The sequence below is a fragment of the Desulfosediminicola ganghwensis genome (assembly GCF_005116675.2).
Lineage (GTDB): Bacteria > Desulfobacterota > Desulfobulbia > Desulfobulbales > Desulfocapsaceae > Desulfopila > Desulfopila ganghwensis.
In genome coordinates this window covers 646,272-666,732 of sequence record NZ_CP050699.1, presented here as the reverse complement: position 1 = coordinate 666,732, position 20,461 = coordinate 646,272, and the positions used below count along the sequence as shown (strand labels likewise).

The 20,461-nt window shown below is 49.9% G+C and carries 13 protein-coding genes; 11 read left to right on the top strand and 2 right to left on the bottom strand.

All coding sequences use genetic code 11. The annotated features are described in order from the left end of the window. The first annotated feature begins 487 nt into the window (after window positions 1–487). From FCL45_RS02840 to FCL45_RS02830, 3 genes are all read left to right on the top strand, one after another. Window positions 488–2,686: a malate synthase G gene (locus tag FCL45_RS02840; protein ID WP_136796144.1), complete on the top strand. Its 2,199-nt coding sequence runs from the start codon at window positions 488–490 to the stop codon at window positions 2,684–2,686. Between the two features lie 183 nt (window positions 2,687–2,869). Further along, window positions 2,870–4,132 (top strand): putative DNA modification/repair radical SAM protein, encoded by a 1,263-nt coding sequence (locus FCL45_RS02835; RefSeq protein ID WP_136796145.1) that lies wholly within the window; start codon window positions 2,870–2,872, stop codon window positions 4,130–4,132. Further along, a complete protein-coding gene (locus tag FCL45_RS02830; protein WP_136796146.1) occupies window positions 4,132–4,911 on the top strand; it encodes a TIGR03915 family putative DNA repair protein in 780 nt (259 codons plus the stop codon). Before FCL45_RS02835 ends, FCL45_RS02830 begins: the two co-directional genes overlap by 1 nt. On the opposite strand, the gene FCL45_RS02825 is transcribed toward FCL45_RS02830, so the two are convergent. After that, a complete protein-coding gene (locus tag FCL45_RS02825; protein WP_136796147.1) occupies window positions 4,912–6,186 on the bottom strand; it encodes a 4Fe-4S dicluster domain-containing protein in 1,275 nt (424 codons plus the stop codon). Window positions 6,187–6,520: 334 nt separating this feature from the next. Beyond that, window positions 6,521–7,351 carry an amidohydrolase family protein gene (locus FCL45_RS02820; protein ID WP_136796148.1) on the bottom strand — a complete coding sequence of 277 codons (831 nt, stop codon included), beginning with the start codon at window positions 7,349–7,351 and terminating at the stop codon, window positions 6,521–6,523. A 1,115-nt stretch (window positions 7,352–8,466) separates the two neighbouring features. Between FCL45_RS02820 and FCL45_RS02815 the strand changes: the two genes are divergently transcribed. From FCL45_RS02815 to FCL45_RS02780, 8 genes are all read left to right on the top strand, one after another. Beyond that, on the top strand, window positions 8,467–9,477 hold the full coding sequence (locus FCL45_RS02815; RefSeq protein ID WP_136796149.1) for a TRAP transporter substrate-binding protein: 1,011 nt from the start codon (window positions 8,467–8,469) through the stop codon (window positions 9,475–9,477). 90 nt (window positions 9,478–9,567) lie between these two features. Next, window positions 9,568–11,454 carry a TRAP transporter large permease gene (locus FCL45_RS02810; protein ID WP_167495681.1) on the top strand — a complete coding sequence of 629 codons (1,887 nt, stop codon included), beginning with the start codon at window positions 9,568–9,570 and terminating at the stop codon, window positions 11,452–11,454. 103 nt (window positions 11,455–11,557) lie between these two features. Next, window positions 11,558–14,035, top strand: coding sequence for a (2S)-3-sulfopropanediol dehydratase (gene hpsG / locus FCL45_RS02805; RefSeq protein ID WP_136796150.1), 2,478 nt, complete (start codon window positions 11,558–11,560; stop codon window positions 14,033–14,035). 247 nt (window positions 14,036–14,282) lie between these two features. Next, entirely contained in the window at window positions 14,283–15,209 is a 927-nt protein-coding gene (hpsH, locus tag FCL45_RS02800; RefSeq protein ID WP_136796151.1) for a (2S)-3-sulfopropanediol dehydratase activating enzyme, read from the top strand. A gap of 344 nt (window positions 15,210–15,553) precedes the next feature. Beyond that, the gene (locus FCL45_RS02795; RefSeq protein ID WP_136796152.1) at window positions 15,554–17,005 is read left to right on the top strand and encodes a sigma-54 interaction domain-containing protein; all 1,452 of its coding nucleotides are present in this window, start codon (window positions 15,554–15,556) and stop codon (window positions 17,003–17,005) included. Further along, window positions 17,005–17,739 (top strand): sulfite exporter TauE/SafE family protein, encoded by a 735-nt coding sequence (locus FCL45_RS02790; RefSeq protein ID WP_136796153.1) that lies wholly within the window; start codon window positions 17,005–17,007, stop codon window positions 17,737–17,739. The genes FCL45_RS02795 and FCL45_RS02790 overlap by 1 nt, the downstream gene beginning before the upstream one ends. A gap of 65 nt (window positions 17,740–17,804) precedes the next feature. Beyond that, window positions 17,805–18,422: an NAD(P)/FAD-dependent oxidoreductase gene (locus tag FCL45_RS02785; protein ID WP_136796154.1), complete on the top strand. Its 618-nt coding sequence runs from the start codon at window positions 17,805–17,807 to the stop codon at window positions 18,420–18,422. A gap of 218 nt (window positions 18,423–18,640) precedes the next feature. Further along, complete coding sequence (locus tag FCL45_RS02780; RefSeq protein ID WP_136796155.1) at window positions 18,641–20,374, top strand: sigma-54 interaction domain-containing protein; 1,734 nt, start codon at window positions 18,641–18,643, stop codon at window positions 20,372–20,374. The last annotated feature ends 87 nt before the right edge of the window (window positions 20,375–20,461 follow it).

The window sequence follows — 20,461 nt, the reverse complement described above, 5'->3', positions numbered from 1 at the left end:
AAGCCTGGCAAATTTGTCTTATTACGCGGTGGACAAGGCCACCAGCAGCCGTTAATAGAAAAACTGGCATTTATATGAAATGAAATAATAAGTCAATATAAAACGTATCCTGTCTTGTCGATGAAAACACCACAAGAATGGTGGGTTAGTAGGCAACGAGCCAGGCAGGAAGTAAAAAAAACAGGTTGTCAGGCCTTATTCACCTTGTCACAACGGCACCCTGCTATACGTATTATAGGCAGACGGATTGAATCGTTTCCAACAATTATATGGGAATGAAAAGGCAGAATTTCAAGAAAAGATTTGCTTCCGGCAGGTTTTGTCGGGTTGCTGATTGGTTGACTTGCACTTTTGGGCAGAGTGTGTCAAAACTGGCCCAACCAATACCCGGAACTGTCATCTTTCAGGGGCTGGTGGGTTGTTGAACCGAGGCAATGGCATAATGCAATAAAGTATCTGGGGAGTTCCCCGATTGGAGGTTTGTGTAATGGCTGTATCCAGTGGTGTTCGCGTACAGGTTGGGAATCTTGAAGTTGATCGGCAACTTTACGATGTGGTTGGTGAGAGAATTGCGCCAGGAACTGGTGTAGAGCCGGAAAAGTTCTGGGCTGAGCTTGAAAAGCTGGTCGCAGAACTCATGCCGAAAAATCGAATGCTTCTTGGCAGGCGAGATGAGCTCCAGCTGATGATTGACAATTATCACCGGGATTCCAGGGGAGAGATATTCGACAGTGCGGCGTATGAGGGGTTTCTGCGGGAGATCGGTTACATCGTCGATACGGGAGATGATTTCACCATATCCACTGAAAATGTGGACCCGGAGATTGCCACCATCGCCGCACCGCAGCTGGTGGTACCGGTTACCAACGCCCGCTATGGTCTGAATGCAGTCAATGGTCGTTGGGGCAGCCTCTATGATGCACTGTATGGCACCGATGTATTGGCTGAGAGTGATGGTGCTGAAAAGGGTAAAGGCTACAACCCGGTTCGCGGTAAAAAGGTAATGGCATATGGTTCCGACTTTCTGGATAGGGCTGTGCCGTTGGCCGGAGCGAGTCACCGTGAAGTCGTTGAGTATACCGTTGATACTGAAGCTAAAGAGGATGTGGCGCAATTTGTCGCCAAAATGGCAGATGGCTCAATGAAGGGACTTGCAGATCCTGCGAAGTTTAAGGGTTACAGCAAAGATGGTGGGCTGTCCATGTTGCTGGTGAACAATGGTTTGCATCTCGAAATTCAGATTGACCGTCAGCATCTGGTCGGCAAAGATCATCCGGCCGGAGTGAAGGATATCGTTTTGGAGTCCGCACTCACCACGATTTGCGATTGCGAAGATTCGGTTGCGGCGGTTGACGGAGAAGACAAGGCCCTTACCTACAGCAACTGGCTCGGCCTGAACAGGGGAGACCTCACCACCTCCTTTAATAAGGGTGACAAGGTTGTTGAACGCACCCTGAATCCTGATAGATGGTATACCGCAATCGATGGCTCGTCATTTTCCATTTCCGGCAGAAGCGTGATGTTGGTGAGAAATGTTGGCCACCTGATGACTACGCCGGCGGTACTCTTGAAGGGTGAAGAGATTCCGGAAGGGATGCTTGACACCATGGTTACCGCCTATGTCGGTCTGCATCAGTTGCGCGGGAACGTGAAATACGCCAACAGTCCGGCTGGCAGTGTCTATATCGTGAAGCCGAAGATGCACGGGCCTGAGGAGGTTGCCTTTGCGGCTGAGATTTTCACCCGAACTGAGCAGGCACTTGGTCTGCCGGAAAACACTCTGAAGATCGGCATCATGGACGAGGAGCGCCGCACCACGGTCAATCTCAAGGAGTGCATCCGTCAGGTTCGTGAACGCATCATCTTCATCAATACCGGCTTTCTCGACCGGACCGGTGATGAGATCCACACCTCAATGCAGGCCGGCCCCATGGTGAAAAAAGAGGCCATGAAGAATGAGGCCTGGATTAAAGACTATGAGGACCAGAATGTTGATGTCGGTCTAGAGGTCGGGTTTTCCGGCAAGGCCCAGATCGGTAAGGGAATGTGGGCCAAGCCGGATATGATGGCGGAGATGGTGGAGACGAAAATCGGTCACCCGAACTCAGGCGCCAACTGTGCCTGGGTACCTTCTCCCACAGCAGCTACCCTGCACGCCATGCATTATCATTATGTGGATGTGTTTGCGGTGCAGCGTGAACTGGCACAAACTGGTCCACGTGCAAGTCTTGAAAATCTTTTGACCATCCCGCTCTTGAAAGATGAGTTGAGTGAAGAAGAAATACAAAACGAGCTGGATAATAATGCACAGTCTATCCTCGGCTATGTTGTCCGCTGGGTTGAGCAGGGCATTGGTTGTTCCAAGGTGCTGGACATCACGGATGTCGGCCTTATGGAAGATCGCGCAACCCTTCGTATTTCTAGCCAGTATCTCGCCAACTGGATTCTCCATGGTGTCTGCAGTGCAAAGCAGGTGATGGAGTCGCTCAAGAAAATGGCGGCTGTGGTGGATCGTCAGAATGAAGGAGACCCAGCCTATCGGCCCATGGCTGCAGATTTTGACAAAAGCGTCGCCTTTCAGGCGGCCTGCGATCTGGTTTTTGACGGTCAGAGGCAGCCGAATGGCTATACCGAACCGATTTTGCACAGACGCAGGCTTGAAGCCAAGAAAGTGTATGGCTGTTAACGGGCCACTGCTCACTCTGTAAGGAGTAGGGTGTATCGGTCGTTCAACTTTTATGGCGATTTATATTGAGGGGTATCACTTGATGATACCCCTCTTTTGATATAGTGGTATATCCATCGGAGGATAACCTTAAAAATAACCCCTCAACCACAAAATCGCCGATCTGCGAACGGATGGTAATTAGTGAAGCTATCTGAAAAACTGACAATTCTGGCTGATGCTGCAAAATACGATGCCTCCTGCGCTTCGAGTGGCAGCAGTCGCAGTAACACGCTGGATGGCATTGGCAATGCTGCGCAAAGCGGGATATGTCATAGCTGGTCGGCTGACGGACGGTGTATTTCTTTATTAAAAGTATTAATGAGCAATGATTGTCTGTTCGATTGCAGTTATTGTCTCAGCCGCAGATCGAATACTTTGCCCAGGGCAACGTTTACTCCGGAAGAACTCGCTGATCTCACCATTAACTTTTACCTGCGCAACTATATAGAGGGGCTTTTTTTGAGCTCCGCGGTGTACGGTTCGGTGAATAGGACCATGGCGGATCTGGTTGCTGTTTGTCGCTTGCTCAGAACCAGACACAAATTCAACGGCTATATTCATCTTAAGGTTATCCCGGGTGCAGACCAGGAGCTGGTGCGGCAGGCGGGATTTCTGGTGGACAGGCTTTCGGTCAATATCGAACTGCCCTCGGAAAGTTCACTCAAACTCCTTGCTCCCCAGAAAACGCGCAAAGCGATTCTTGCCCCCATGAGCCAGATCGGTGAGGAATATGCAGGCTATCGCCAGGAGAAAAAGAAGAGCGGTAAGGCTCCCACCTATTGCCCGGGCGGGCAGGCTACCCAGATGATTGTCGGTGCCTCGAAGGAGAGCGATTATCAGATCCTCAACTTGACCGAGCATCTCTATCGGCGGATGAGCTTAAAGAGAGTCTATTTTTCAGCATATATCGCGGTGAACGAAGCACCGATTCTGCCGGCGGTTGCCTCTTTGCCGCCACTGATACGCGAGCACCGGCTGTATCAGGCGGATTGGTTGCTCAGGTTCTATCGTTTTCACGCCAGTGAGATACTCTCGGAGACTTCACCCAATCTCGATATGCGCCTCGACCCAAAAGCTGGTTGGGCGCTACGAAATTATGACCTGTTCCCCCTCGATATAAACCGTGCAAGTTACGAGGAGTTGTTGCGGGTTCCGGGTCTTGGAATGATCTCGGCCCAAAGGATTGTCGCCACAAGAAGGGTTGCGCCCATCCGGGAGGAGGATTTAAAAAAGATTGGTCTGGTGATGAAACGTGCGAAACATTTTATCTCAATCAATGGCAGGTTCCTGGGAGACAGGACCATGTCACACGGCCAGTTGGCTGCGGCTATGTACAAAGCGGAAACCCCTGCCAGCAAGAAGGTGCTGCAGAACAGCAGGCAATTGAGACTCTTTAAAAATTGATGAATACTGCTCCCGACACGTTTCTCTATGATGGCTCGTTCGATGGCTTGCTTACAGCCGTTGCCTATGCCGTAAAGTCACAAGCACCTGTCGCCGGCGTTTACGCTGAGCATCACTATATGCCCACACTGGTTGCAGGAATCCGGCAAATCAAGACTGAAAGGGAACAGGCACAGCGCCTGTTCAGCTACCTGAACTCGTTGGGACGTATGCCGGCACGGCTGGCCTTCAACGGATACCTCAGTGAAGACAAGGAATCGGCCAATTATATCCACGGTCTGGTACGTGAGTGTTTGCGGCTGGGGAAAAGTGCTGCGGACTACTTTGCCTCAGAGCCGATACGTAATTTAAAAGGGCTGGACAAAAAGGTGAGTTTTGAGGCGCATCGCCTCAATGGTTTGATTCGCTTTCGCATACTCAAAGACGGGCTGCAATACGCACCGATAGAGCCGGATCACAATGTTATCAGTTACTGCGCGAATCATTTTATCAAACGCCTTGCGAACCGGCGCTGGATACTCCACGACATAGCACGGGATCTGGCACTGTTCTGGGACTGCAATACCCTGCAACCGGTCTCTGTCGCTGACGACTTCACCAGCTTTGTGGCGGAAAACGGGGAGGTGCCACCCGAAGAGATGGCTGAGCAGGAGCTTCACTATCAACAGCTGTGGAATTCTTTTCACGCGGCTATTAGCAACCCCGCCCGGGAGAATCATAAACTTCAACGACAGCTTATGCCGAAGAGATACTGGAAGTATCTGGTTGAAGTGGGCTGATTATCTTTTTGCTATTAGTGCCTCCAGATAGCGCGATTTGACCTGCTTGCTGGCAAGGAGTTGTTTGACGGGAGGCAGTTTAAAGATCGCTCCCAAAAGAATTGCCAGGGCGCGGTGACTGAACAGCAACCTGTTGTCGAAGATCAGTTCCTGCAACATGCCTCGCTCGATAGCCATCACCACCGTTCGGTGGGCAGAATTCAGAGGAGTGATAACCCGTTCGGGGCGTGACGTAAGCTCAATCACCTGTTCAGGGCAGCTGCGTACGCACACACCGCAACCCAGGCAGAGTTCCCTGTCCAGTTTGGCTTGTTTACGTTTCGGTTTATGGGGATCATTGGCGGAGACCAGTGACATCGCTTCAACAGGACAGGCGTCTACACACTTGCCGCAACCGGTACAATTGTGATGGGCAACAACCGGTAGGAAGTTGGTGGTATGGACGGGATGAAGAGATGCAAACCGCTTGGCTGCCAGCATCGCCTCGCAGCAGCAACCGCAGCAATTACAGATAAAGTTGACTCTCTGGCGGACATTCTCGCCAAATTGGATCAGGTTGTGTTCCCAGGCTTTTGCCAGCAACTCACGTCCCTCAACCTTGTCCACTGGCCGGGCGTGGCCATGGCGGATAAGCGAGCCGGCTGAACTGTTAAAGGTCATGCAGATGTCCATGGGGGCATCACAATTTTTGCCGACGTGTTTCATCTTATGTCGGCAGTAACAGAGGCTGATGCCGATCTGCTCGCTGGTGTCGATGACTTCCGTGGCTCGCTCGTAGTCAAGTACATGCAGGGCAGCGCTGTTTTTCAGAGCGGCCTCCTGCACGAAAACCCTGCCGAGCTGAGTCTCTCCTTCAGTGAAGAGTGCTTTGATAAATTCTTCCTCAACATTGAGGTATTGGTAGAAAAGTTCAGCAAGCAGTTTCTGATCCAGGTCGTCGCGAATGCGCATCAGGGAAAACTCGAAAAAACCTGCCATGGGTGGCGGGAGCACATACCGGACTTCGTTGTCGCTGTGAATGTCAACCAGAATGGCTCTGGAGGCGAGTTCATTCAGGAGTTTGAACGCTTCGGTTTCGCTGAGTCCCCAAATAGTTGCAGCCTGGCGTGGTGTGAAGGGCTTGATTGGAAGCAGAGAAACTTTTCTCGCCTCCTCATCACTGAGCAGGATCTTCAGTATCCGCTCCAGATACTTCGACGGAGGGGCGCCTTGTGGAAAACGGTTTAACCGTTCGGTGAGCTTGTTGTACGCGGAAAGGTCGACATGATGTGCCATATGCAAATCTCCCCTGGTTACATGTATGGTGTTTATCCTCCTATAGTACCATGTTTATTGGGTAAATCAATGGGGTCACATAGACACTGGTTGAATGTGTTCCATAGAGCTGCAGAGTACTCGATTGACGCATCTTCCAGCGAAAATAGGAGAGCGCACACTTGGCTGCTCTGCTGCACAGGTCGTTATGAAGCTATCAGAGGTGAAAATTGCGGGCAAATCTTTGGAACCAAATCCTGGAACGTCGATCAGTAAAACAATTGGACCAGCAGTGCCTAAGTGTTGGATTGTTTTTTCTGCAACGACGTCCCGCAATTTTCACAGATGCGTCGGCCTAGAGGCCGAGCAGCCTCTTGGCATTGGAATACATAACCTTTTCCCGAACCTTTTCATCGAAAGGTAATGACTCATATATTTCCAGGGCATGCTTCTGCTCCACAAAAGGGTGGGCACTTGCAAAGATAAACTGGTCCTGAATGACAGTATTTGCTGCTTGAATATATGCGTCAGCCTGCGGGGAGAGCTCAAACTCCGATACTTCAAGAAAGACATTGGCATTTCTCTGGGTAACAAATATCGCTTCATTCACCCATGGGTAGCCACCGTGACTGATGACGATCTTCAACTCCGGGAAGTCGCGGGCTACAAAATCAATATAGCGCGGGGCTACGTGATCCATAACCGCGCCTTCTACCAGTGTGGCAGGGCCGGTGGTGAAGATGACAGGGATTTCCAGCTCACAGCACTTGGCGTAAATGGGGTAATACTTGGCATCGTTAGGGTAGAGTTTCGCGAGGTAGGGGTCTACAGCCGCACCTTTCATGCCAAGTTCCGTCACAGCCTTGGTCAATTCGCGCACTGCATCCATTCCCTTGTGGGGGTCAAGACCGTAAAAACCGATAAATTTTTCAGGATACGCTGCGCAAAACTCAAGAACGCTGCCGTTGTTAGCGGGGATGCCGTAGGTCTTCTCGCAGTCACGACCAGTTATTACAGCTACTTCTACATTTCTATCATCAAGCTCGGTAACAATCTCTTCAAGGCTCTGGATTGGACGATCATCAAAATTGATTGCCTTGCAGAGTCCTGCGAACATTGTGCTGTTCTTTATACCTTCAATAACCTCCGGGGTATTGGGCCGGAAGCGAAAATCTATAATCTTCATCGGTCTACTCCTTATTCGTTATGTCCCGTGGACGTTGTACTGTTTGTCACCGGTACTTGAGCAAGATGTGTGCCTTAATTTGTTGCTGTTCCACAGGTGTTGCTTTCGTGATGATACTAACAGCCTGTTAATGTGAGATTATCGAGTTTGATTTTTGCTGACGAGAGGAAAGGTTTTGCTGGCTGGAGTGAAAACTTCCGGCAACAAGAACAACAGGGAAAAACACTGCGGGTTGCATGGGTGAAACATGGTTGCGTATGTGCAGCGATGCTGCGGGTGTTGTTGTTCGGGTGATTCGCTTGAACGTACTGTGCTGCAGGGGATTTTGTGGCTTGTAGGCAACTGGTGTTGCGACAGTGCAACGACTGTCCTGAAAATGCAACATGTCTGGGTTTGTAACGCAGCGCCAAATAGTTATGGGGGTATTCCAGGTTGTTTTATTGTTTTGGGAGTTTTGTGGCAGATGTTATGGATCTTGTTGCTCTGCCCGAGGTGGTGTGAGAGAGGTTTGGCTTGGCAGGCGCGACTAGAGATGCTGAGCCAGGATCGCCTGAAAGTTGCAGGGCTGTAGTTTGTAGTGGTTACAGGTTTCGCAGCTGTGCAGGAAGGCAGGGGACTGTATTAGTATAAGAAATAGTGGCTGCTTGAAGATGTAGCAACAGGGTTTGGATGTTGCGGAAAAGCATCATGATGCCGAATTGCAACATGGTAGAAGGCGTCTATCTGGCTCAACTCATTGGGAATGATGCTGGATGTTGCGTGAATGCAACAGTGCTTGTGCAGATAGACAGCTAGAGCGTTGAGTAGTTGGGAGTAATTCCCATTACCTGGCATGGTTTGTGATAGTGATTCTCAATCAGTTTCTTTTCCATGCTTGAACGATTCAAGAACGGTCCTGGGGTGTCGACGGCCTAATCAAACGTAATGACGCGCATAATAGAGGTTTTCTTCACCATGTATATTCAATGCGATACGTTTTCAGCACATTCGCGCTGAGATAAGTTTTGTCAACTGGCATGGCTTTTGCGAAATGGCCTGTGAGGTTTGGAAGTATCAGTGTGATTTGGTGCGGTTTTAGTCCGTTTACAAAACAATTGATTTTATATGGAGAAATTATGAGCTTTTTCAGCAAAAAACAGGTTGTGGCAACCCTTTTGGCAGCAGGAATGGTATTTGGCATGAGTGCAAGCGCCTATGCCAAAAAAATCACCCTGCGACTTGGTCACCCAATGGCACCTGGCAACAACGTAACCATGGGATATGAGAAGTTTAAGGAACTCGTTGAGGAGCGTACTGAAGGGAAAGTTCGTGTGCAGCTTTTTGGCAACGCGATGCTTGGTAGCGACCGCGTAACCATGGAATCTGCTCAGCGGGGTACTCTCGACCTTGCATCCAGTTCCTCTCCCAATATGGCGAATTTTTCAAAGGCTTTCATGGTATTTGATTTGCCATATGTCACTAGCCCGAAATATCAACAAAACCTTTACGATGCGTTGGATAATGGTCCTCTCGGCGACTTCCTCGACAAGGAGCTTGAAGGCATCAATCTGAAGCCAATCATGTACAGCGAGTACGGTTACCGTAATTTTGTTTCAGCCAACAGAGAAATAAAAAGTCTTAGTGATTTCAGTAATATGAAGGTTCGTACCACAGCTTCCCCTGTTGAGGTGGCTGTTGCAGCAAAGCTCGGTATGAACCCAACCCCTATTGCCTGGGGTGAGGTGTACACTGCACTTCAGCAGGGCACTGTCGAGGGCGAGGGCAACACCTTCTCTCTTCTTAATGACGCGAAGCATACTGAAGTTCTGAAATATGCGATTAATTCTGAGCATAATTACTCTATGCATATCTTGCTGATGAATAAGAGGAAGTTTGATTCTCTGCCGGCAGATATTCAGGAAGTTCTGGTGCAGTCTGGTAAGGATGCACTCGATTATCAGCGTTCCATCACTGCCGACCTCGAAAAAAAGGCCACCCAGGCCTTTGCCGATCAGGGCATTTCCGTTCATAATCTGAGCGACGAAGAGCGTGCAGAGTTTGTAGAGGCAACCAGAGCAGTATGGGACGAGTTTACCCCACAGATTCCTGCTGAGCTGATGGAGCTTGTTCAGGCTACTCAGAAGTAAAGAAAAGAGTATTTCCCTAATCCCGGCAGGTGCATTGTTTTAGGCATCTGCCGGGATTTTGCGTCGAAAATGTAGAATTGAGGAGAAGCCATGAACGCTCATATAACTGCCGGAGAGGCTGTTAAAGAACATCCAAACAAGCTGACCGCCGCTCTGAACTGGCTTGATGAGAATTTCGAGAAACCGTTTCTGATTAGCGGTATGCTTGCAATCATTCTCATAATCACCTTTCAGACTTTTTATCGCTATATCGGTGCCCATTTTTCTACCAATGCGGCGGGCGCTATCTGGACCGAAGAACTGGCGCGATTTATTTTTATCTGGATTTCCTATCTGGCAATTCCGCTGGCCATTAAGACCCGACAGAATATCCGTGTTGATATAGTTTTTGATAGATTGCCTAAGCGATTCCAGGGTATTAGCTGGATCGTTGTTGATTTGTGCTTTTTCGCCCTGGTGGCTGTTGTTTTCTACATGGGGCTTCAGAATATATATATGTTGAGGGAATTCCCCCAGGTCGCGCCCGGCACAGGAATGTCGTATCTCATTCCGTATCTGATTCTGCCTTTTGGTTTCGGCCTGATGGGTCTTCGCTTGTTTCAGGACCTCTATAAGCAGGTACGTGAGTGCGGTATTGTTGATTCACTGATCGGTGTGGCCCTTGCTGTTGTTATTGCTCTTCCTGCCTATTTTAGTGAAAGTGCGTCTGTGCTGACTATCCTTTTTGGATATTTTTTGCTCTTTCTGGTAATCGGGGTTCCCATCGCAGTAAGCCTTGGTCTCGCTGCCACCGCGACAATCATCAATGCAGGCACCCTGCCTATTGAATATGTTGCCCAGATCGCTTTTACCTCCATTGATTCTTTCCCTATTATGGCGATCCCGTTCTTTATCGCAGCGGGTGTGTTCATGGGTGCCGGCGGTCTTTCTAAAAGGTTGCTCAATCTTGCTGACGAAGTACTCGGCTCTCTACCAGGCGGTATTGCGCTTGCCGCAATTGCCACCAGTATGTTTTTTGCGGCCATTTCAGGTTCCGGCCCCGCAACTGTTGCCGCGATTGGCTCTCTGACCATCCCTGCGATGGTGCAGCGAGGGTATGATAAATACTTCGCAGCATGTATCGTTGCCGCGGCCGGCGCCATCGGCGTTATGATTCCACCGAGTAACCCATTTGTTGTCTACGGTGTTTCAGCCCAGGTTTCCATCGGCAAGCTCTTTATGGGCGGTATTGTGCCAGGCGTGCTGACCGGTTTTGCCCTGATGTTTTATACCTACTGGTACTCCAAGAAGCGCGGTTGGAAAGGAGTTGAGAAGGAGCGCAGCATTGGCACCTTCGTCAAGGCCTTCTGGGATGCCAAGTGGGCCCTCATGGTACCGGTCATTATTCTGGGTGGTATCTATGGCGGCATTATGACCCCCACAGAAGCAGCCGCCCTGGCCGCTTTTTATGGTCTTGTCGTAGGAATCTTTGTTTATCGTGAGCTGAACCTGAAAAACCTGGCTCCGGCCTTCGTTGAGGCCTGCTCCACCTCAGCTCTCGTTATTATCCTCATGGCCATGGCAACCATTTTCGGCAACATCATGACCATCGAGCAGGTTCCTGCCACTATTGCCGCTGCCATGCTTTCGCTGACTGAGAACAAGATCATGATTCTACTCATGATTAACGTGTTGCTGCTTATTGTCGGTACCTTCATGGAGGCCCTGGCAGCGATTGTTATTCTCACTCCGATTCTGCTGCCGATTGTTATCAAAGTCGGAGTTGATCCAGTCCACTTCGGCATCATGATGGTGGTTAACCTCGCTGTAGGTTTCATTACTCCGCCTGTTGGTGTGAACCTTTTCGTGGCCTCCGGGGTTGCCCAGGCAAAAATTCAACATTTGGCCAAGGCCATTTTGCCGATGGTTGGCATAATGATTGCAGTACTGTTGTTAATCACATACTTCCCGTCTGTACCGTTACTGTTTGTCAAATAAGATGTGATACCAATCAGGTCATGGAAGGTTCGTTACCCCTTTTTCCGATCCCTTCCATGATCATGTAAAGATCTACCCAAAAAAAAATCGCAAGGAGATTGCTATGCAATGCTGTTCCCCTCATGAGCAGAGACTCTTGGATAAGATAGAAGGAAAAGAAGATATCTACCGCGCATCCCACGCCAGGGTTTTCAAAATTCTCGACACCTTCGACGGTGTGCGCCCGGTAATCGATATAGAACGTGCCCGCTACTTCACCCAGTCCATGCAGGAAACCGAAGGTCAGATGCTCTGCCTGCGCTGGGCCAAGGCGATGAAGCATGTTGCAGAAAACATCACCGTATATATTGATGAAGATAACCTGATCTGCGGGCGTGGTGGCGTAAAGGGTCGTTACGGCCTGCTCTACCCTGAGCTTGATGGCGACTTCCTCGATGTTGCTGTACAGGATCTGCCGAGCCGTACCGAGTCTCCGTTTTCAATCTCTGAAGAAGACGCAAAAATTGTTGTTGAGGAGATCGCACCATACTGGAAGGGTAAGACCTACCACGAGGCGCTGAATGCCGCACTTCCGCCGGAAGTCCACAAGCTGAGCTACGACGACCCTGAAGGGCTCGCTTCCCGCTTTATCGTCAACGAGACTTCTTCTTTCCGCTCATCCATCCAGTGGGTACATGACTACGAGAAGATACTCAAGAGAGGTTTTGGTGGTATCAAGCAGGAAGCACTGGACAAGATGGAGGCGCTTGATCCACTCTCACCGATTGATAATGTAGAGAAAAAGCCGTTCCTTGAGTCAATCGTTATTGTCTGTGATGCCATCATTACCTGGGCACGTCGCCACGCTGTTCTCGCCCGTGAGCTGGCAGAGAAAGAGACCGACATGACCCGTAAGATGGAGCTGTTCAAGATGGCCGACATCTGTGAGCGTGTGCCTGAGCATCCAGCACGCACCTTCCACGAGGCTGTGCAGTCCCAGTGGTTCACCCAGATGTTTTCCCGTATCGAGCAGAAGACCGGCACCATCGTTTCCAACGGTCGTATGGATCAGTACTTCTACCCATTCTACCAGGCAGATATTGAGGCTGGAATCCTCGATGACGATCAGGCTCTTGAACTCCTTGAGTGTCTCTGGGTTGGCATGGCGCAGTTCATCGACCTCTACGTATCGCCGACTGGTGGTGCGTTTAATGAAGGATATGCCCACTGGGAGGCGGTTACCATCGGTGGCCAGACCCCGGATGGCCGTGACGCAACCAACGAACTCACCTATCTGTTCCTGAAGTCCAAGCGTGAGTTCCCGCTGCACTACCCGGATCTCGCTGCACGTATCCACTCCCGCTCACCAGAGCGTTATCTGGCTGACGTTGCCGAGACCATCAAGGACGGTTCCGGCTTTCCGAAGCTGATCAACGACGAGGAAGTGGTACCACTCTACGTGTCCAAGGGAGCAACCTTCCAGGAAGCGTATGATTACGCGGTTTCCGGTTGTACCGAAGCGCGTATGCCGAATCGTGACACCTACACCTCCGGTGGTGCCTACATCAACTTTGTAGCAGCCCTTGAGATGACCCTGAAGAACGGCCGTATGCAGAAGCATGGCGAGGAAATGCTTGGTCTTGAGACCGGCGATCCTACCCAGTTTGAAACCTGGGAAGAGTTCTGGCAGGCATACGTCAAGCACCACGAGCTGTTCCTGAAAACCGCTTTTTATCAGCAGTATGTGATCAATAATCTGCGCGCCAAGCACTTTGCGCATCCTCTTGGCAGCTCCATGCATGATCTCTGTATGAAGCATTGCCTCGACCTGCACACCCCGCAGATCCCTGAGGGCATTAACCTCGGTTACTTCGAGCATATGGGTCTCGGAACCCTGGTTGACTCCCTGGCTGCAATTAAAAAGCTGGTCTTCGAAGAGAAGAAAATCACCATGGCTGAGGTTATCGAGGCGTGTGAGTGCAACTTTGAGGGCAAGGAAGATGTCCGCCAGCTCCTGATGACCGCTCCATGCTACGGTAATGATGATCCGTATGCGGACGAAATCGGTTGCAAGATTGATGAGATGAACGTGCTCTACGGCCAGAAGTACTCCAAAGAGCTTGGCATGCATAACGATATCCGTTACGTACCGTTTACCTCCCATGTACCTTTCGGTAAGGTGGTTGGTGCGACTCCAAACGGTCGTTACGCCTGGACTCCGCTTTCTGACGGATCTTCCGCCTCCCATGGAGCAGATAAAACCGGTCCGACTTCCGTTCTTCTTTCGAACTACAATTCCAAGAACTATGGACACCGTGATCGTGCAGCACGCATGCTGAACATCAAGTTCACTCCGAAGTGTCTGGAGGGTGAGGAGGGAACCGACAAGATGATTTCCTTCATCAGAACCTTCTGCGATCTCAAGTTGTGGCACGTTCAGTTCAACGTTATCAACAAGTCTACTCTTATCGCAGCCCAGAAGGACCCTGAGAAATATAAGAGTCTGATCGTTCGTATCGCAGGCTACTCTGCCTACTTCGTAGATCTCTCCCCGGATCTGCAGAACGATCTCATTGCTCGTACCGAGCACGAGACTGTTTAACCGACCTCAGTTTGAACGGACTTTATTGCCGGCCCGTTTAACTCAATCCCTGTCCAGGATGTCAGGGCCGGCAGGAGAATGTTCAGCCTGAGTCGGAGAACCGGTAAGCAATCCCTCGTTATAAGGAGGATTGCTTACCGGTTGCAGGTATACGTTACAGAAATTTACTTATTTCTTTTCAAAGTAATAGCCGTGAATTTATGCGGTGACCACCTCTGCCTGGTGGGGAGAAGAGTCGAGAGCGATCATGAACTATAAAGAAATTCAGAATACAAGCGGCTGCATTTTTAATATTCAGAAGTACTCGGTACATGACGGGCCGGGTATCCGTACAGTCGTCTTTTTAAAAGGTTGTCCGCTCTCATGCCGCTGGTGCAGTAACCCCGAATCACAGGCACATAAGCCACAGCTTGCCTATAACCGGAATAAGTGTATCTCAATCAGTGAATGTGTTCGTTGTGCCGAGGTCTGTACAGTAGGTGCATTGAGTCGCGGAGATGATGATAAAGTCACCGTGGAGTGGGGTTCCTGTACGAACTGCCTGGCCTGTGCAGATGTATGCCCGGCTGGTGCGCTGATTGTTTATGGTGAGCAGATGACAGCCAAAAATGTCATTGATCAGGTTGAAAAAGACGCCTCTTTTTATGCACGTTCCGGCGGTGGTCTGACCCTGGGCGGCGGTGAACCACTGGCCCAGAAAGCTTTTGCTCTTGCCCTGCTGCAGGAGGCAAAACGCCGTTACATCAAAACTGCGGTGGAGACCTGTGGTTATGTTGGTGAAGAGGTTCTTCTTGAAGCATGCAAATTTATAAACTTTTTGATGTATGACATTAAATGTGTGGATAGTGAACTCCATAAAGAATTTACCGATGTCGATAATGCAATAATACTGAAAAATATCAAGGCAGTGCGAGAGATGTATCCTAAACTGCCAATACGTGTTCGTACTCCTGTAATTCCGGGTTTCAATGACACTACCCGGGAGATTGAGGCAATTGCGGCGTTTATCAAAGAGCTGAATGTGGAATTTGAGCTGCTCCCGTATCATCGCCTCGGTACCCAGAAATACACCAATATAGGGCTCGAGTATCCGATGGGCGAGGTCGCACTGGAAAACGAAAAATATCTGCGATTGAGACAAGCGGCAATTGATGCCGGTGCTGAGGTGAAGTAAGTGCATTCAGCAAGCTGATAGGCTTTGATTCAGAGCGTAGAACAGGAACTCTCCCGGTTTGGACCGATAACGAGAAAATATATGATTCAACCATGTGGCTGTGCTGATCTTTTGGCATTGCCACATTTTTTTTAGTTGCAAAATTGTCCCTTTCTCTCAGGGGATATGAAGTTATACGTCTGTTGTTACGTGCTTTGAAGGAATTGACTGTTTCTTGAACTGTAAAAAGATGCTAGGTTATACCGGTTGCTAACTGCTACATTGTGGTTGAACCGGTGAGGCTTCCCGGTCTTCAGTTTGTGGCTTAATAAACGAGATGTGCTTATAAGTAATTTGCCGGAATTATGTACGAATATCATCAGAAACTGTCTGACCATATGGAGGGTGTCCTGGGGACGCTCGATGATGGCCTCTATGTGACCGATAAAGAGGGCATGACCTTACATGTCAATTCAAGCTATGAACGGCTTACTGGCTTGAAAGCAGTGGAACTTGTGGGCAAAAACGTCCGCGATCTGCTTGATGAAGGTACCTTCAACGCCATTGTCAACCCACAGGTAATTGAGAAACGTGAACCGGTGACCGAGCTCCAGGTGCTTGGAAACGGCAAACGTGTGGTTCTGCGCGGCACACCAGTTTTCAACGAGTACAAAGAAATAGCTTTGGTTGTCACCACGGTTCGCGATGTCACGCTGATGGGGCAGATGCGTGAGCAGATCAAAGAGCAGAAGAAGTTGCTTTCGATCTACCATGAGCATATCGAGAGTATAACCACATCCAATAAGGACGGTGAGAGCCCGTACTCTTCAAATCAGCGGGATGAAATCGCTGATCTGGTTAAGCGCGTTGCAACTACTGATGCCATCATTTTGCTGCTGGGGGAGACCGGTGTAGGTAAAGACTGGTTTGCCCGTATGGCTCATGAGAGTAGCTTGCGAAAGGATCAGGTGTTTCTCAAGGTTGACTGTGGCTCCATTTCTGAGACCCTGATAGAATCTGAGCTGTTTGGTTACGCACCGGGCGCATTTACCGGTGCAAACCGCCAGGGCAAGATGGGTCATTTCGAGATGGCCCATAAGGGCACCATTTTTCTTGACGAGATCGGCGAGTTGCCCATGCCCATGCAGGCCAAGCTGCTGCGCGTCCTGCAGGACCAGGAGGTGGTGCGGGTCGGCTCCTCGACCCCGAAAAAAGTTGATGTACGTATCATCGCAGCTACCAACAGGAACCTTGAGGCAGAAGTGGAAAAAGGCAATTTCCGTATCGACCTCTACTATCGTCTTCGGGTAGCTGTGGTCGATATCCCCCCCTTGAGAGAAAATCCGGAGATGATCCCCGGCCTTATTTACCATTTTCTGGAACGGTTCAATAGAAAATATAAAAAGGAAGTAACCTGTCATCCGGAGTCAATGCGAATTTTTATGGCCTACCGCTGGCCTGGAAATATTCGTGAGTTGGAAAATGCTACTCAGAGTCTGGTGGTCACCTGCCAGGGTAACGAGATAGACCCGGATGATCTGGCGCCATGTATGCAAGCCGCATACTATCAGCAACGTATACAACCGGAGGAGGCATCTGGTACTGGTTCCGTCCCTTTTCCTGAAGCTGAAGCCATGCAGGCCGGGCTGTTCGATATGAGTGGGAAAACCCTGAAGCAGGCTGTTCTTGAATATGAACGTCAGGTAATTCAGAAGACCATCGACCAGCTGGGTTCTGTCACCAAGGCGTCAGCCGCGCTTGGGATTAACAGGACCACTCTTTTTAGAAAAATGCGCGAAGAGACCCTGAAAAACTGATGCCTGAAGTCCTGATATTTGCCCTTGCCTGGTTTGCCGCCGGGGTTGGTAATGGTCTTGCCGGGTTTGGAGCGGCGATGATTGCCATGCCGCTCGTTGCCGGCTCGGTCGACCTGGCCATAGCTGTTCCTGCCTGCACGTTGACAGTGCTGACCTTAAATGTCCAGGTCGCCTGGATTTTCCGGAGACACATCCGCTGGGACTATGTGAAAGAGATAGGTGTTGGCCTGATACCGGGAGCTTTGCTCAGTGTCGTGGTGCTGAAATACCTGCCGGAAACCTGGTTGAAAGTGGCCCTGGGGAGTTTTGTCGCAGGCTATGCCCTGTGGAATCTCTTTTTAGCAGGCGAAGCCGGGGAACGGGTTGTAAAAAATACATGGGGATATCTGGCAGGGGTTTTGTCTGCAGCCATGGGGTTGGCCTTTGGAGTCAATGGTCCGCCAATGGTGGCGTATATCGCCTATAGCGGTTGTCCGGCCAAAGCTGTGAGAGGCACTATAGGTGCAGCATTTATCGTTTCAGGGGTGATTATAGTCGGGGCGCAATTCATGACCGGCTTGATCGATTCAACCGTTATCACCAACTTTTTTGTGGCGACTCCGGCGGTGCTTATTGGTTCTAAAATCGGCATATGGATTTCGGGGTTTCTCGCAGAAGCTCAGTACCGTAAAGTACTATTTCTGGCACTTTTCCTCATGGGTGGTAATATTGCCGCCACTGCCATTTTGCAGTGATCAAAATGTTGTGCTCAATCGCTGTATTCACCTATGTTCATTCTGAAGCAAACAAGGAATAAGAGATGGAAGAAAGAAAGACCTCAAGCATCATTGTGATGGTGCCTGCCGGCCGTCTGCCGCTTGCTGTTATGAAAGCTGCCAATGAACTTGCTGAGAAGCATTCATTAGAATTGTATCTCACCACTGCGCAAAATCTTCGTCTTAACAATGTGTCAATTGAGTTGGTCGATGAGATCAAGGCAGAGTTGGCTGCACTCGGTGCGGTTTTTAAGGAAAAAGGAAAATTCCCATTGCCAAGGGTCTGTGTGGGTAATGGACACTGTAACCTTGGGATAGGTGATACTTCGGAGATCAGTAAGCTGATTATGGATCGTTTTGGCGAAAGGGAAAACGTCAAGGCCAAGTTCAAGGTTGCTATATCTGGTTGCCCCACCTGCTGCTCTAATCCGAGAAACACTGATATCGGCATTATCACCACCCGTAATGGTTTTGATATCTATGCAGGTGGCAAGGGCGGCGTTGCACCGGAGGCCGGTAGGCGGGTTGCCAGAAAAGTCGATGAGAACGAGATGCTTGATATTGTTGAGAAGCTTGTTGATTTTCACGATGCGAAAACCGGGAAGAAACAGCGGATTTTTAAACTGCTCGATGATCCGGAGTTCCCATTTGCTGAAGTGTAATCACTCTGTAATTGAGTGAACCGTAGGGTTGTGGGTGTCTGACCGGTTTACACCACCGCAGTCAGCCACAACCCAATGCCCAGGAAGTGTTTAGCTGTTTGAGATCGGTATATACTGTTTGCTCGGGTGGAAGTGAATATGCCTAACCTATTCTAGCTGGCGAAAAGATTGTTTGGAAAACTGCATTGAATGATGCTGTAGAAATGAAGGCACGAATCATGGATCGAACCATTTGGGCCGAGAATGCCCTGACCATACAGAAAGAGTTGGCCGTTTGTGTTTGCGGTGGTGAGGATTGGCGGATTATCAACAGCAATGAGAGTTTTGCCAGCTATTTCATCGGCGAACACCATTCTGCTGTAAACACATCTCTTCTGCTGCAGCTACAGGAGATCAATGCCCAAAGTGTATCAAAGCCTCTGCAGGAGTCCACAGAGGGGCTTGCAGTAATGTACTCGCTGGACGGCAGGGATTTTATTCTTTCATGGCACTGGCTGGATAGGGAAAACAACATTCGTGCCATTTTTGGACATAAACTCACTGTTGCCTGCAGCTTTGAGGAGTCGGTCGCTGCCGGCAAGGAATTGGAGATAATCTTCGATAATATGCATGACGGTGTCTGGGTAATTGACGGCAACGGCGTGACTATCAAAGTGAATAAGGCGATGGAACGCATTGCCCAGGTAAAAGCGGAGGAGGTTGTTGGCAAGCATGTCACCGAAGCGGTGAGCCTTGGGCTGACTTCTACCTGTGTTACCCTGGAGGCATTGAAAAATCGCCAGCCTGTGACGATGTTCGACGATTATTCCGATGGGGTACGCTGCCTGAATACTTCGACGCCAGTTTTTGACGCTGAGGGGAAAGTGTGGCGGGTGATTGCCTGTATTCGCGATATCAGTGAGATGGAGTCTCTGAAGTCCCGCCTGGTTCGGGCAGAGCAGGAGGCGGTGCTGTACCGTGAAAAGCTGAAAAATATCGAAAGCAGGAATTATGATCATCGTGGCACGAGCTCTGCGGCTATTCATCTTGAGCGCACCATAGAACGGGCAGCCAAGGTGGATGCACCTGTGTTGCTGCTGGGCGAGACGGGCACAGGCAAAACCATGTCTGCCACGAATATTCACGATCTGAGCAATCGCAGGAATGACCCGTTCATCACCATTAACTGCGGTGCCATCCCAGCTGATCTCCTGGAGGCGGAACTGTTTGGCTATGAGCCTGGGGCTTTCTCCGGTGCCTCGGAGAAGGGTAAGCCTGGTATGTTTGAGCTGGCCGAAAATGGCACTCTTTTTCTCGATGAGATTGCGGAACTACCTCTGCAGATGCAGGTGAAGCTGCTCCACGTGCTTGATGGAGTCGGCTATCGACGTCTTGGCGGGGTCAAACAATTCATACCTGATGTACGGATAATTGCGGCTACCAACAAAGAGCTGACCTCGCTTGTCGAGGAGGGTACTTTTCGGGAAGATCTATTTTTCCGGCTGCGAGTGCTGGTGGTAAACATCCCTCCCCTGCGTGAGAGAAAAGAAGATATACCCAGCCTTATTAACCATTTTCTGGCACAGGCAAACGAAAAGTACGGTTTGTACAAGACTATGTCCATAGGCCTGATCAATTTGCTGATGAATAATCGTTGGCCTGGCAATGTGCGGGAGCTGCGGGCAAGTATAGAGTTGCTGGTGGCAATGAGCGAAAATAACCTGATAGATGTTGATGAATTGCCCGACCACCACATGAGGTTGATGCCCGAAGAGGCAGCATCAGTGGTGAAAGCATTTAAACCGAAAAGCCTCAAAGTGGCTGTGGAAGAGCTGGAAGAGAGAATGATACGGGAGGCTCTGCTTGAAGGCAAAAGCACGTACAAGGCAGCGAAGCTTTTGCAAACAAGCCAGTCGACCATCGTCAGGAAAGCCCAGCGGTATAATATCAACAGTGAGGTGATCTCGCTGTAGCGTTGACCAGTGTTTTGCCTCCAGGTGTGACAAGCCAGATGTTTACAAGTGTAAAACGAGCAAAAGGGCCGGAAGATTGTTTCTTCC